We start from the raw sequence: 14,388 nt of genomic DNA on the forward strand, positions 1-14,388 counted from the left end.
CCCGCCACCAAACGTTCATCATGGGTATGTACTTTATTGTCAGTCAGCTTCTCTTAGTGTTATGATAATATATGGATTAAACTAACCAACCGAAGATTCGAAACCAATAGAGGAGCGGTTGCAATGCTAGGAACTTTAAAGAAAATATTTGGCGATGGTAACTCACGTCAATTGAAGCGTCTCGATAAAACCGCTGAGGACATCGACGCTTTAGAAACTGAATATGAAAAGCTTTCCGACGATGAATTGCGTCAGAAAACTGATGAATTCAAAGAAAGATATCAAAATGGCGAAAAATTAGATGATTTATTAGTAGAAGCCTTCGCAGTCGTTCGTGAAGGTTCCAAACGTGTGCTTGGCATGCGTCCGTTTAAAGTGCAGCTTGACGGTGCAATCGCGCTGCATGAGGGAAATATAGCCGAAATGAAAACAGGTGAAGGTAAAACACTTGCATCTACCATGCCTGCTTATTTAAACGCACTTACAGAAAAAGGCGTTCACATCATTACGGTCAACGATTACCTGGCGAGCCGTGATGCAAAAGATATGGGAGAACTTTTCAACTTCTTAGGATTGACCGTAGGATTGAATTTGAATGGGATGTCCAAAGATGAAAAGCGTGAAGCTTATCTAGCAGATATTACTTATGGGACGAACAATGAGTTCGGTTTTGATTATCTGCGAGACAATATGGTGCTATATAAAGAGCAGATGGTGCAGCGGCCGCTGCATTTTGCCATCATTGATGAGGTAGACTCGATTCTTATTGATGAAGCACGTACTCCCTTAATAATTTCTGGTACGGCATCGAAGTCAGCCGATCTTTATCAATCTGCCAACTCTTTTGTCCGTTTGCTGGAGCAGGAAGAGGACTTCACGTATGATGAGAAAACAAAAAACGTTCAGCTGACAGAAGAAGGAATCAACAAGGCCGAGCGCTTTTTCAAGATTGAAAATTTATTTGATCTTTCTAATGTCTCGCTGATCCATCATATTAACCAGGCTCTAAAAGCTCATACGTCTATGCACCGCGACACGGATTATGTGGTTGATGAAGGAGAAGTAGTTATTGTTGACCAATTCACTGGACGTCTAATGAAAGGACGCCGTTATAGTGACGGACTGCATCAGGCGATTGAGGCTAAAGAGGGCCTGGAGATCCAGAACGAGAGCATGACACTTGCATCCATCACGTTCCAAAACTTATTCCGTATGTACGAAAAGCTTTCTGGAATGACAGGTACTGCAAAGACGGAAGAAGAAGAATTCCTGAACATATACAATATGCGCGTTATTGTAATTCCGACAAACCGTGAGATCATCCGTGATGATAAAGCAGACCTGGTTTATAAAACTTCAGACGGAAAGTTTAAAGCGGTCGTTGAAGATATTAAAGAACGTCATGAAAAAGGACAGCCGGTACTTGTTGGGACGGTAGCTGTGGAAACATCGGAAATCATTTCCCGGTATTTGAAAAAAGCCGGCGTTCCGCACAATGTCCTAAACGCCAAAAACCACTTCCGTGAGGCGGAAATTATTGAAAATGCTGGTCAAAGAGGCGCCGTAACGATTGCTACCAATATGGCTGGTCGTGGTACTGACATTAAACTTGGAGATGGAGTTGTCGAAGCAGGTGGACTGGCCGTCATCGGTACGGAGCGTCACGAATCCCGCCGAATCGATAATCAGTTGCGTGGTCGTTCCGGTCGTCAAGGGGATCCGGGTATGTCTCAGTTTTACCTGGCTACGGATGACGAATTGATGCGAAGGTTCGCCTCTGATAATATTCGCAGCATGATGGACCGTCTGGGAATGGATGATTCGCAGCCTATCGAAAGTAAAATGATTTCCCGCGCAGTAGAATCAGCGCAAAAGCGTGTTGAGGGTAACAACTTTGATGCTCGTAAAACGATCCTTTCCTATGATGACGTTCTTCGCCAGCAGCGTGAAGTTATTTATAAGCAGCGTTATGATGTCCTTACCTCGGAAAATCTACGTTCAATCATTGAACAAATGATTGAACGTACCGTCGAGCAGAATGTACAAGCTCATACCAGTGAGGAAGAAGATGAGAACTGGGAGCTTGAAGCAATTGTTGAATATATGCGTGCCAATCTGTTAGAAGAAGGCGACGTTACGGTGAAGGATCTGAAAGGCAAAGATCCTGAAGAAATGAAAGAACTGATACTTGAAAAAGTTAAAATGCGTTACGATGAAAAAGAAGAAGAGTTGACCGAAGAGCAAATGCGAGAATTTGAAAAAGTTATTCTTCTTCGCACTGTCGACCAGAAGTGGATGGATCACATTGATCAAATGGATCAGCTTCGCCAGGGGATTCACCTTCGTGCTTACGGGCAAAATGACCCACTTCGTGAATATCAGTTTGAAGGTTTCGGCATGTTTGAAACAATGGTTGGAAAAATTGATGAAGAGGTTGCTCGTTACGTGATGAAAGCCCAAATCCGTAATAACCTGCAGCGCCAGGAAGTAGCACAGGGAGCAAAAGCTGTCTCAAGCGATGGAGAAGAAAGTAAAGAGAGCAAAAAGCGCACGCCGTATGTGAAAACAGACAATGTAGGTCGAAATGATCCATGTCCTTGCGGAAGCGGTAAAAAATATAAGAACTGTCACGGAAAATAAGGAGTAAGGCACTCTCATTAAGAGAGTGTCTTCCCTTGTCTAAGGACCAGGCAAAAGTAAACATGATCGTAAGCACGTAGATATTTATAGGAGTGATTATTATGGATATGGCAGACGTACGCCATGAGTTAAACAATACAGCTGAACGATTAGCTGACTTCAGGGGGTCTCTTTGACATTGATCAAAGAAAAACCCGCATTGCTGAATTAGAAGAAGAAATGACAGAGCCGGGATTTTGGGATGATCAAAAAACGGCCCAGAAAGTTATTGATGAAGTAAATGGACTGAAAAACCTTGTCCATACCCTGGAAGAACACGAGGAAACTCATGAAAACCTTGAAGTGTCTTATGAACTTGTCAAAGAAGAAGATGATGAAGACCTAAGGGAAGATTTAGTTGAGCAGGTCCAGCAATTAAAAAAAGACCTGGATCAGTTTGAACTGAACATTCTTTTAAGCGAACCTTACGATAAAAATAATGCGATTCTTGAACTCCACCCAGGCGCAGGTGGAACGGAATCTCAGGATTGGGCGAGCATGCTGCTCCGCATGTACACGCGCTGGGCAGAGAGAAAAGGTTTCTCTGTACAGACGATGGATTACCTTCCGGGCGATGAAGCCGGAATAAAAAGTGTAACTTTGCTGATCAAAGGCCACAACGCTTACGGTTATTTGAAAGCTGAAAAAGGGGTGCACCGTCTCGTACGCATATCCCCGTTTGACTCATCCGGACGCCGTCATACTTCCTTTGCTTCCTGCGAAGTGATGCCAGAATTCAATGATGAAATTGATATTGATATTAATACAGAAGATTTGAAGATCGACACCTACCGGTCCAGTGGTGCGGGAGGTCAGCACGTGAATACAACGGACTCCGCAGTAAGAATTACGCACCAGCCGACAAATACGGTCGTTACTTGTCAGTCTGAACGTTCCCAGATTAAAAACCGTGAACAGGCTATGAAAATGCTGAAAGCCAAACTCTATCAGCTCGAAATCGAACGTCAGCAGCAGGAACTCGATGAAATCCGTGGTGAACAGAAGGAGATCGGCTGGGGAAGCCAGATTCGTTCATATGTTTTTCATCCTTATTCCATGGTCAAAGACCATAGGACAAATGTGGATGTTGGAAATACACAGGGGGTCATGGACGGCGATCTTGATAAATTCATTAACTCGTTCTTACGATCCAAAATGGATGCATCTTAAGAAAGAAGCCTTTTTAAAAGAGGCTTCTAAAAAACTCCTTTCTATCAAGAGGAGTGGTTAAAGGTAGTGTTTGATTCTAACGTATCGCTTGTCGATGGATGCTTGCTGAGGCTCGCGCAGTTCCCGCAGGCGTCACCATCGAGCGCTCATAGTGGAATCAACTGTGGCCCATCTAAAAAGAGTGATTTTCTTTGATTTATAAGAAAATCACTCTTTTTTCTTGTAAAATGAAAGGGATACATAAAAGTGAGGGATTCCATGCATAATTCTTCAGTTTCTCAGTGGCCACTTCTTAAAAAAGCCTCTTTTTTAGACAGAAGAGTAGACGGGAGGAACTACCTTTTTATATGAATGTTTGCTATGATGAAGGTAGTGAACACAATTAATAAGGCGGTGACCAAACAGTGAAAGTGAAAAAAGCGATTATTCCTGCAGCAGGCCTTGGGACAAGGTTCCTGCCTGCAACGAAAGCGATGCCTAAAGAAATGCTTCCTGTTGTAGATAAGCCGACAATTCAGTACATTGTGGAAGAAGCGATTGAGTCAGGTATTGAAGATATTATTATCGTCACAGGGAAAGGCAAACGAGCCATTGAGGATCATTTTGACCATGCATTTGAGCTTGAAGAAAACTTATATAAAAAAGGCAAGATTGATCTGCTTGAAAAGGTGAAACAGTCTGCGCATGTGGATATTCACTATATTCGTCAAAAAGAACCTAAAGGACTAGGACATGCCATCTGGTGTGCGCGTAAGTTTATAGGTGACGACCCCTTTGCCGTTCTTCTTGGCGACGATATCGTCCGCTCGGATGAACCTTGTTTGAAACAACTAATGGATCAATTTGAAGAAACCCACTCTTCTGTTATTGGCGTGAAAAAAGTACCGCACGATGAGACAAATCGATATGGAATCATCGCGCCAAAGAACCAGGAGGGTCGCCGCTACCAGGTGGAGCACTTTGTGGAGAAACCTTCCATCGAAGAAGCTCCTTCTGATCTTGCTATTATCGGACGTTATGTATTCACTCCAGAGATTATGGACATGCTTGAGACACAGGATATAGGAGCAGGCGGGGAGATTCAGCTGACTGATGCCATCGAGCGTCTGAATATGGAACAGCCTGTGTATGGTTATGAATTTAAAGGCGATCGTTACGACGTTGGTGATCAGCTTGGGTTTATTAAGACGACTCTTGCTGTAGCAATGGAGCGCGAAGACATGCGTGATGACGTTTACGAATTGATCGAAAGTATCGTTAAACAGCAAAAGTCCTTTCACGGAAAATGAGACGCGCGGGAGCCGCCAGGCACCGCGCTTTCTTTATGAGATCATCCTCTCCTTTATCGTATTAACACGTTATTTCAGTCTCATTTACAGTTAGTTAAGGCAGTGATATACTCCATAAGGTTTGCTATACATTTAGAGATTTAAGGTACTGCTTTTGAATAATAAATCAAGTGAATGGAAACAGGTATGACGCAGGGGGAAAAGGATTATGATGATGATGGCAAAAAAATATCGAAGAGAGCCGATGCCACCGGCATTGAGGCATACGATGGAGTTTGCTTTGGTAATTTTAGGCTCTTTCTTTGTGGCTTTAGCCTTTAATGTATTTTTATTACCAAATAATATCGCATCTGGCGGTGTAGCGGGTATCAGTACAATTACAAAAGGCGTATTCGGATGGGAACCAGGAATTGTTCAATGGATACTTAATATTCCTTTGTTTATCATAGGAGTCGTCATTTTAGGTAAGAATTTCGGCATTAAATCTTTTGTAGGCACGATTACACTTCCATTATTTGTTTTGCTTACCAGTAACTTGGAACCAGCTACACCAGATCCGCTACTCGGGGCAATTTTTGGCGGAATGGGAGTAGGGTTAGGACTTGGAATTGTGTTTCGAGGCAGAGCTTCTACGGGAGGAATCGACCTTGCCGCACAAGTGCTGCATAAGTTTACTCATTTCCCGTTGGGCATTAGTGTTGCATTACTGGACGGAATGATTGTGTTAACCTCAGCGATTGTGTTTTCCCTGGAGGAAGGATTATACGCATTAATTGGTTTATTTGCGACCAGCCGTACGATCGATTTTGTGCAAGTGGGCTTAAACACCTCGAAGAATGTTATGATCATAACAGAACAGGTGGATGACGTACGTCAGGCAATTTTTAAGGAAATCGACCGTGGTGTTACGGTTTTAAGCGGTGCAGGTGGTTATACGGATCAAGAGCGTCGTGTCGTCATGTGTGTCGTTCAGCAGAATGAATTCACCAAATTGACACAAACGGTAAAAGTGGTGGATCCTGGGGCTTTCGTCGTAGCGATGAATGCCACCGAAGTACTTGGTGAGGGTTTCAAATCGGGATAGGAAGGTTATAATATTCCCATACTTAATTTTTCGAGGGGGAAGCGAAATGAAAAAATTACTATTCTCATTATTCTTCGCTATGTTACTTGTGCTTGGTGCTTGCGGCGGCGGTGGAGACGAAGGTGCTTCTGACGACAATACTTCTGAAGAACAGACCGATCAGAGCTCGCAGGATGAGTCTGGAGAAGCTGCTGAGGAAAGTGGCGGAGAAGGTTCTGAAAGCGGATCCGGAGACGGTGCGACTAACACCTCAGCTGCAGAGGAAGTATATCAGAACAGCTGCGCCAGTTGTCACGGTGGTGAATTGGGTGGCGGTTTTGGACCAGCACTGACAGAAGTTGGATCTAAATACGACGCGGCTAAAATTGTAGATATTATCAAAAATGGTCAAGGTCAAATGCCAGCTCAAAGTCAGGTGTCCGATGAAGATGCTCAAACGGTTGCGGATTGGCTAGCTACAATGGAATAACATAACGATTGAAAAGGTCCGGATAAACCCGGGCTTTATTTTTTTGCGGCATTTTTGTAAATTGAAAAGGAAATGTAATATTTTTATGTCTAAAATTATCGAATATCGATGTTATAATAAACTTGTTTGCAAGAGACGACAGGAAAAACTAAAAAAAAGAGACTAAGGTGATCGCCATATGATAGATATGACAGGTGTCTATAAAACATTTCCAAATGGAGTTACGGCTCTGAACGGTCTTGATGTCCAAATAGCACAAGGTGAATTCGTTTACGTAGTGGGCCCAAGCGGTGCTGGTAAGTCCACGTTCACTAAATTAATTTACCGGGAAGAAAAGCCTTCCAGAGGAAATGTTAATGTTATTGATATGAATACTTCAACTATGAAAGAGCGGAAGGTGCCCATGCTGCGACGACAAATTGGCGTGGTGTATCAGGATTTCAGGCTGCTTCCAAATTTAACCGTTTATGAGAACGTAGCTTTTGCCCTGGAAGTGATTGAAGAATCAAAAAAGAATATTAAGCAGCGAGTGATGGAAGTGCTGGATCAGGTCCGCTTAAGAAACAAAGCACGCTTTTTACCTGATGAGCTGTCCGGAGGCGAACAACAGCGGGTTTCTATTGCCCGGGCCATTGTTAACCGTCCCAAGATATTAATTGCGGATGAGCCAACAGGAAACCTGGACCCGGAAACTTCCTGGGAAATTATGCACATTTTAGATGAAATAAATGCAGGTGGAACCACTGTTTTGATGGCTACCCACAGTCGCGAAATTGTGAACACTATCCCTCGCCGTGTCATTGCAATTGAGGATGGAATGGTCGTACGGGATGAAATGCGCGGTAATTACGGATATGATGATTAACTGTTACGTTTATAGTTAGCATAAAAAGGGCTCCTAAAACAGGAGCCCTTTTTATGCTGACTAAGGTTATTAAACTATCTTACCTTAAAATCAACACGGAAGTTTAACAGAGCTTATTGAATAAACGTTTCTTAATTTACTCTTTGTTCTTGAAGGATAGGCTTTCCCAGTATTTGCTTTCTTGAACAGCAGTGAGCAGATGCTTTATATCCTCTGGAGTAACATTACCTATATTGCCTATCCGGAAGGTGTCGTAGTCAGTCACTTTTCCAGGGTAGATCACGAAGCCTCTTTTCTTTAATTCTCTATAAAACACATCGAATACAAATCTCGGATCATCAGGGTAATAAAAAGGAGTGATGATGGGAGATTGCTTTTCATCCGGTAAAAGAGGAATGAATCCGAGATCTCTCATCCCATTAACAAGGGTATGCTGATTGGCTATATAGCGTTCGTATCTGGCCTCAACCCCGCCTTCTTTACGCAATTCATCCAAAGCCTGTTTAAAAGCCCGGACAGTATGTGTTGGTGAAGTGAAGCGCCACTTACCTTCTTGTTCTTCCATGGCTGCCCACTGGTCGTATAAATCCAGAGAAAGAGACCGGGCCTGATGCTTGCAGACTTTTAATTTCTCTCTTTTGGCTAATACAAATCCGAATCCAGGAACACCCTGAATACATTTATTAGCGCTGCTGATCAAGTAATCGACATCCATCTCAGCTAGATTGATAGGTACCCCGCCAAAAGTGCTCATAGCATCTACAATCAAGGTGCGTCTGTACTGCTTTACAATAGAAGCTATTTGTCTAAGAGGGTTCATCATGCCTGTGGTCGTTTCACAATGGACAAGGGAGACATGTGTAACGGCAGGGTCATTATCAAGAATCTTGGATAGCTGAGCAGGATCAGGATATTCCGTCTCACTGCATTCAAAAGGGACTGTCTCGATTCCTAAACGCTCTGCGATAGTGACCATCCTTCTCCCGTACGCTCCGTTTACGATCACAAGAAGTTTTTCATTTTGAGGCATGACCGTTCCAATGGCAGACTCTACACAGAATGTTCCGCTTCCTTGCATGAGAACGGATGTGTAGACGCCTGCGGATGCACCCGCTACATTCAGAAGGTCGCGCCGTATGGATTGAACAAGCGACTTGTAATCATCGTCCCATGTACACCAATCGCTCAACATGGCTTCTTTAACTGCGTTAGTGGTGCTCAGAGGACCTGGTGTCAATAATAGATAGTGATCTTTCATGCTTATTCTCCTTTCCTACTAAAGTTTGTTCATTATGCATAGCTTACATGGCGAGCGTTCAAGCGCTTATTAATCGTTTCGACAATTTCAGGAAGCCTGGTTATATCTTCTATCACATAGTCAGCTCCCGCACTCTTTAAGTGTTGCGCGGCTTCTTTGATCTCCTGATGTAGTTGGAAAGAATCCATCGTTTCTACTTCGATTTCTGTCCGGCCAAGGATGCTGCTTCCTTTTACAACACCAACCGTCCACATTCCGGCGTTCACACCTTCTTGCATATCGCTTGTGGTATCCCCAACTTTAATCATATGGAGCATAGGATAGATATTAAGATTAATTGCGTTTTGAAAGCACATCCATGGGTAAGGACGTCCCGCGGGAACATCGGTAGAAGTGACGATCGAATCGGGTACATATCCTTTTTTTGCGGCTTCATGTGATACAATTTCGATCATATCTCCCGTGTACCCAGTCGTGGAGCCGATTTTTATGTTTTTCTCTCTCAATTGAGTCATGACATCGAGCACGCCTGGGATTGGATCTGCGTATTGATCCAGAATACGGAACAGCATCGGTTCGAAGTCGTCATATAGAGCTTTTACATCGGTTTCATCTGGATTCTTTCCATGAGCCTCTCTCCAAGCAGTCTTAACTCGCTCCATCTCGCAAATTGCACGAATGTGATCTACTTTTAATAGACCCATTGGACCGCGGGCTTCTTTATAAGTGATGGAGACCCCTCGTTTGTAGAATACTTCCATAAACACTTGGACAGGAGCGAAACAGCCGTAATCAACGGTAGTGCCTGCCCAGTCAAAAATAATACCTTCAATATTTGGGTTCATAAGTGTGCATCCTCCCTTGAATTTAGTGGCAGAAGTGTTTTGTTACGCTCTCTTATCTATTGCCGTAAATTCAATGTACCGTGATAATGTAAAAAACATGTTATCTTTACGTTAACAATTTGTATGGTTATGTTTGGTGATTGTATATTTTGTTTTTCGAATCTAGTAGAAAAAAGTATAAATATTTCCTATAATTAGATAGACATGCTTGTAAGATTTATGGCATAACTTAAAGCAGGAAGGAAACTCAGATTTACGGTCCACATATACATTTGCTAGGATAGGTACATTAGGGAAATTAAAAGTAGAAGGGTGAATGCGATGAATATAAAACCGCGTTACGTAGCACTTCTCATGGTGCTTGCGGTCCTATTGGGAGCGGCTGGTTCTTACATAGGAATAGAATACTTCGCTAAAGGGGCACAGGAGAATCCCCAGACGGAATCATTGGCTAATGCGGATCAAAATGCTGATAATTCAGGCAATACATCGGGGGAAGAACAGAACAAAGCAACAGAAGATCAGTCGGAGAGTGCGGATTTAACAAAAGTAGAGCAGGCATTCAGTACAATTAAAGAAAACTATGTGAGTGAAGTAGATAACGATAAATTAATAGAAGGTGCTGTTCAGGGCATGCTGGACACTCTTGAAGATCCTTACAGCGTCTACATGGATCAGGAAACGATGAAGCAGTTTAACCAATCCATTGAATCCTCTTTTCAAGGAATCGGTGCTGAAGTGAGCATGGTAAATGATAAAGTAACCATTGTGGCACCGATTAAAGGATCGCCAGCAGAAGAAGCTGGATTGAAACCGAACGATCAAATTTTGAAAGTGGATGGAGAGAGTGTGGAGGGCCTTGATTTATATGAGGCGGTCTTGAAAATACGAGGTGAGAAAGGTACTGAGGTTACGCTGCAGGTAGATCGTCCAGGCGTGAGCGAGCCGGTAACCATAGATATCATTCGTGATGATATTCCGCTTGAAACAGTGTATTCCAATCAGAAGGAAGTCGATGGGAAACAAGTGGGGATCATAGAGATTACCTCTTTCTCTGAAAAAACGTCCGAGGAATTCCATGAAGCTCTAACGAAGCTTGAGAAAGACAACATGGACGGACTGGTAATTGATGTCCGTGGCAATCCGGGCGGTCTATTTACAGATGTGCAGGAAATCTTAAAAGAATTTATTCCTGATGATAAGCCGATTGTTCAAGTAGAAGATCGTAATGGGGAGAAATCCCGTTACTTTTCTGATCGTAAAGGGAAGAAAGATTATCCGATCACAGTGTTGATGGATGAGGGAAGTGCATCTGCCTCTGAAATTCTTGCCGCAACGATGAATGAAGCCGGAGGGTACGATCTTGTAGGTACGCAGAGTTTCGGAAAAGGAACCGTCCAGCAGGCGATCCCAATGGGAGATGGGAGCACAATTAAACTCACTCTTTACAAATGGTTGACACCTAACGGCAACTGGGTGCATGAAAAAGGAGTGGAGCCTACCATAGAAGTGAAACAGCCTTCTTACTTCTATACGAATCCGGTCGAAATTAAAGAAGAGCTGAAGTATAATGATAATAATGAAAAAGTGAAAAACATTCAAAAGATGCTGAAAGGCCTTGGATATGAGCCAGGAAGGACGGATGGTTATTTCAGTCAGGGTACGAAATCTGCAGTAGAAGCTTTTCAAGCTGAAAACGGATTAGAAGCTACAGGTGATGTAGATGAAAAGACGGGTGGTAAGCTGGAAGAAGCAATCGTAGAAGAAGTACGCAAGGAAGAAAATGACCGTCAAATGGATAAAGCTGTGGAGGCCCTGTTCAAGTAAGCAGGACTTCCCCCCTTAGTTCGAGAAGTAAAGTCCGTAGTCTTTGACTGCGGATTTTTTTGTTAAGATTGGAAAGGAGAATGATTTTGGAAGTCTGGATTATGGAAATCGTCAAAGGAGCAGGCCGGGTGTTAACACAGCCATTCCTTTATATAGCAATAATCATAGGTTTTATTTTAACGAGGCGGAGGATTAAAAGCGAGCGCAGACAGTTTGGAACTCGTATTTATGATGCCTTTTCAGAATGGAGCGGTACCTTAGGAACGTCATTAGCTGCCGGACTCTTTATATCGGTCTTTGCGGTCGGAAGCGGGGTCGTGCTTTCTCTGCCTCTATTGCTGCTCGTTTCCGGAATGCTGCTGGTACTCAGTCTTCCTTTAAGATCCAACTGGTACTCAGCAGCCTATACACTTGGAGCCACGTACCTTTTTATTTATTTCCTTCCGTACTTTCCGGAAAGTGTAAGGCAATTGTCATGGGTATCTCCATTTACGGACACTCCGCTTACAGCTGTACCCTTTCTGATAAGTGCATTCTTGTTAGTAGAAGGAATTCTTATGTTAAGGACGTCTTCGCTGTCTACCTTTCCAGAGCGTGTAATGGGTAGAAGGGGGATGTGGATTGGACAGCACCGCAGCAGAAAGCTTGCACTTATTCCATTTTTTGCTCTTTTTCCTGCTGGATCCATTGAACCGTTTGCTCCATGGTGGCCCTTTTTTGGTATCGGTGAAGAAAGCTTTGGATTGATTCTCGTTCCTTTTGTAACAGGATGGGAATGGATTGCACGTGGCCAATTGCCTGTAAAGGCATCCAAAATTGTCGGACGCCGCACATTTTTTCTTGCCCTGTTAGTTCTGAGTCTGGCTGCAGGCAGCCTGTTCTTGCCGGTCTTATCACTAGTGGCCGTTGTAGTCAGCATTTTAGGACGTACATGGATTCGGCTTCAGCACTTGTCAGGTGAGAAGCGCCAGCCATTTTTCTCAGCCAGCCAAGATGGTCTTCTCATTCTTGGAATCATTCCAAAAAGCCCTGCGGCGCAAATGGGCCTCTCACCAGGGGAACTGATTGTAAGAGTAAATAACAGACATGTCCGTACGGAAAATGATTTTTATGAAGCCCTGCAGGAAAATGCAGCTTTCAATAAAATAGAAGTCCACGACGTACAGGGTGAGAATCGCTACGTTCAGCGCCCTCTATATGAAGGTGAGCATTATGAACTGGGGCTGGTTTTCGTCGAACCACCACGGCGTGAGAAGTCAGTTAGTATGTATTAAATGGTTTTTACAATTCTTCATGTTTTGTGGTAATTCAGACTTAATGATGACGGGAAAACACAGCGGTAACTCTTAAAAACGTGAAGTGATGGTCAGGAACTACTTTTCAGGGGGATTTTGACTGAGAATAATCCTAGACAAATCAAACTCTGGTGAATAATTAATATCCCTTCTTTCAAGTTGAAAAAGGTCAAAAGTCCTTATCTGGGATTTTTGACCTTTTTTAGTCTGAATAATAAAAAAAATTCATACATTTAACCATCAAACAAACTGAAAATGATTCTCAAATTCATTGACAGAGCTCTTGAATGCACATAAACTAGTAAATGAAAGAAAAATTAGACACGTATATAGTTAAGTTCTATGAAAATATAAATTACCAACAGACCGATAGAGATTTCGTAATGGGTAGAAAAAGGAGAGTTCGAGATTATGGATACACTGTTGGCTAACAACCTGACCTTGGGTTATGGGGATTCCGTCGTTATAGATTCTTTGAATATCAGCATTCCGAAAGGGAAGGTCACCGTACTCATTGGAGGCAATGGGTGTGGTAAATCCACGTTATTGCGTTCAATGGCACGCCTGCTGAAACCGAAATCAGGAGAAGTTGTACTCGATAGTGAAGATATTTCTAAAATGCGGACAAAAGAAGTTGCAAAGAAAATGGCAATCCTGCCTCAGAGCCCTACTACTCCAGAAGGTCTAAGTGTTTATCAATTAGTTAAGCAAGGGCGTTACCCTTATCAAGGTTTTGCTAAGCGCTGGTCTGAAGACGATGAGTATGCGGTTAACAAAGCACTAGAAGATACGAACCTAATGGAATTAAAAGAGCGAACGGTTGACTCTTTATCCGGAGGACAGCGCCAGCGGGCCTGGATTGCAATGACTCTTGCTCAGAATACCGATACCCTTTTACTCGACGAGCCAACCACTTATCTTGATATGACTCATCAGATTGAAATATTGGATTTGCTGTTTGACTTAAATCAGGACAATGGGAGAACGGTGGTAATGGTCCTTCACGATATCAATCTGGCATGCCGCTATGCTGATCATATTATCGCTGTTAAAGATCAGACGGTATATGCTCAAGGGAAACCAGAAGAAGTCATTACCTGCGACTTAATGCAGCATGTTTTTGAAATGAATTGTGATGTTAGACAAGATCCTCTTTTTGGGACACCAATGTGTATCCCGCATGGAAAAGGCCGCTGCTTAATTAAGCAAGCCCAGGCGGAAGCGCAAACATCCCAGACATCAGTTGGATAAACTAAGAAAAATTATGAAAGCAATGGAAAATACTTTTCCATTGCTTTTTTTGTTTCACCTTTTTGTAGAATGGTGTAGAATTATTGGTGGGAAATGGTATGATATGTATGTTGATCTTTAGAGGTATCGATTTTACGTGAATGAGGCGATCAATGACGTAAATGTGTATAATAAATATTCACCTTGGGTAAGTTGGTCTAAATCTGTTAAGCTATTTTAAGTGGATTAGTGAAGAGACACTGGTCTTGACAAGAGATGGTAGAATTACTCGAGGGTCAAATTTTAATTGATTTATTAGATTTTACGACTTGAAAGACCTGGTGAATTAATACTCTCACCAGATCGCTTGTTCCTGT

The 14,388-nt window shown here is 42.8% G+C and carries 11 protein-coding genes; 9 read left to right on the top strand and 2 right to left on the bottom strand.

Annotation, left to right across the window (positions count from 1 at the left end; all coding sequences use genetic code 11):
* The first annotated feature begins 123 nt into the window (after window positions 1-123).
* The 6 genes from secA to ftsE all read left to right on the top strand — a co-directional run bounded on the left by secA (window position 124) and on the right by ftsE (window position 7,556).
* Window positions 124-2,640, top strand: coding sequence for a preprotein translocase subunit SecA (gene secA / locus ACTWP7_RS09440; protein ID WP_443122979.1), 2,517 nt, complete (start codon window positions 124-126; stop codon window positions 2,638-2,640).
* A gap of 101 nt (window positions 2,641-2,741) precedes the next feature.
* A protein-coding gene (gene prfB / locus ACTWP7_RS09445) for a peptide chain release factor 2 (protein ID WP_443122980.1) occupies window positions 2,742-3,849 on the top strand; the annotation gives its coding sequence in 2 pieces (ribosomal slippage) (window positions 2,742-2,813 and window positions 2,815-3,849; 1,107 coding nt in all).
* Window positions 3,850-4,253: 404 nt separating this feature from the next.
* On the top strand, window positions 4,254-5,138 hold the full coding sequence (gene galU / locus ACTWP7_RS09450; RefSeq protein ID WP_443122981.1) for a UTP--glucose-1-phosphate uridylyltransferase GalU: 885 nt from the start codon (window positions 4,254-4,256) through the stop codon (window positions 5,136-5,138).
* Between the two features lie 244 nt (window positions 5,139-5,382).
* Window positions 5,383-6,222 carry a YitT family protein gene (locus ACTWP7_RS09455; protein WP_443123099.1) on the top strand — a complete coding sequence of 280 codons (840 nt, stop codon included), beginning with the start codon at window positions 5,383-5,385 and terminating at the stop codon, window positions 6,220-6,222.
* A gap of 46 nt (window positions 6,223-6,268) precedes the next feature.
* Window positions 6,269-6,691 (top strand): c-type cytochrome, encoded by a 423-nt coding sequence (locus ACTWP7_RS09460; RefSeq protein WP_443122982.1) that lies wholly within the window; start codon window positions 6,269-6,271, stop codon window positions 6,689-6,691.
* A gap of 178 nt (window positions 6,692-6,869) precedes the next feature.
* Window positions 6,870-7,556 carry a cell division ATP-binding protein FtsE gene (ftsE, locus tag ACTWP7_RS09465; RefSeq protein WP_443122983.1) on the top strand — a complete coding sequence of 229 codons (687 nt, stop codon included), beginning with the start codon at window positions 6,870-6,872 and terminating at the stop codon, window positions 7,554-7,556.
* 136 nt (window positions 7,557-7,692) lie between these two features.
* Here the strand turns inward: ftsE and phnW are convergent, their stop codons facing one another.
* Together phnW and phnX are read right to left on the bottom strand one after the other, a co-directional pair.
* Entirely contained in the window at window positions 7,693-8,814 is a 1,122-nt protein-coding gene (gene phnW, locus ACTWP7_RS09470) for a 2-aminoethylphosphonate--pyruvate transaminase (protein ID WP_443122984.1), read from the bottom strand.
* A 32-nt stretch (window positions 8,815-8,846) separates the two neighbouring features.
* Window positions 8,847-9,659, bottom strand: coding sequence for a phosphonoacetaldehyde hydrolase (phnX, locus tag ACTWP7_RS09475; protein ID WP_443122985.1), 813 nt, complete (start codon window positions 9,657-9,659; stop codon window positions 8,847-8,849).
* A 321-nt stretch (window positions 9,660-9,980) separates the two neighbouring features.
* Between phnX and ACTWP7_RS09480 the strand changes: the two genes are divergently transcribed.
* The 3 genes from ACTWP7_RS09480 to ACTWP7_RS09490 all read left to right on the top strand — a co-directional run bounded on the left by ACTWP7_RS09480 (window position 9,981) and on the right by ACTWP7_RS09490 (window position 14,032).
* Window positions 9,981-11,486, top strand: a complete 1,506-nt coding sequence (locus ACTWP7_RS09480; protein ID WP_443122986.1) for a S41 family peptidase — start codon at window positions 9,981-9,983, stop codon at window positions 11,484-11,486.
* Between the two features lie 80 nt (window positions 11,487-11,566).
* Window positions 11,567-12,760 carry a PDZ domain-containing protein gene (locus tag ACTWP7_RS09485; protein WP_443122987.1) on the top strand — a complete coding sequence of 398 codons (1,194 nt, stop codon included), beginning with the start codon at window positions 11,567-11,569 and terminating at the stop codon, window positions 12,758-12,760.
* Between the two features lie 432 nt (window positions 12,761-13,192).
* A complete protein-coding gene (locus ACTWP7_RS09490; RefSeq protein ID WP_443122988.1) occupies window positions 13,193-14,032 on the top strand; it encodes an ABC transporter ATP-binding protein in 840 nt (279 codons plus the stop codon).
* Window positions 14,033-14,388 lie beyond the last annotated feature (356 nt).

It is taken from the genome of Halobacillus sp. B29, assembly GCF_052246755.1.
GTDB classification, from domain to species: Bacteria; Bacillota; Bacilli; order Bacillales; family Halobacillaceae; genus Halobacillus; species Halobacillus halophilus.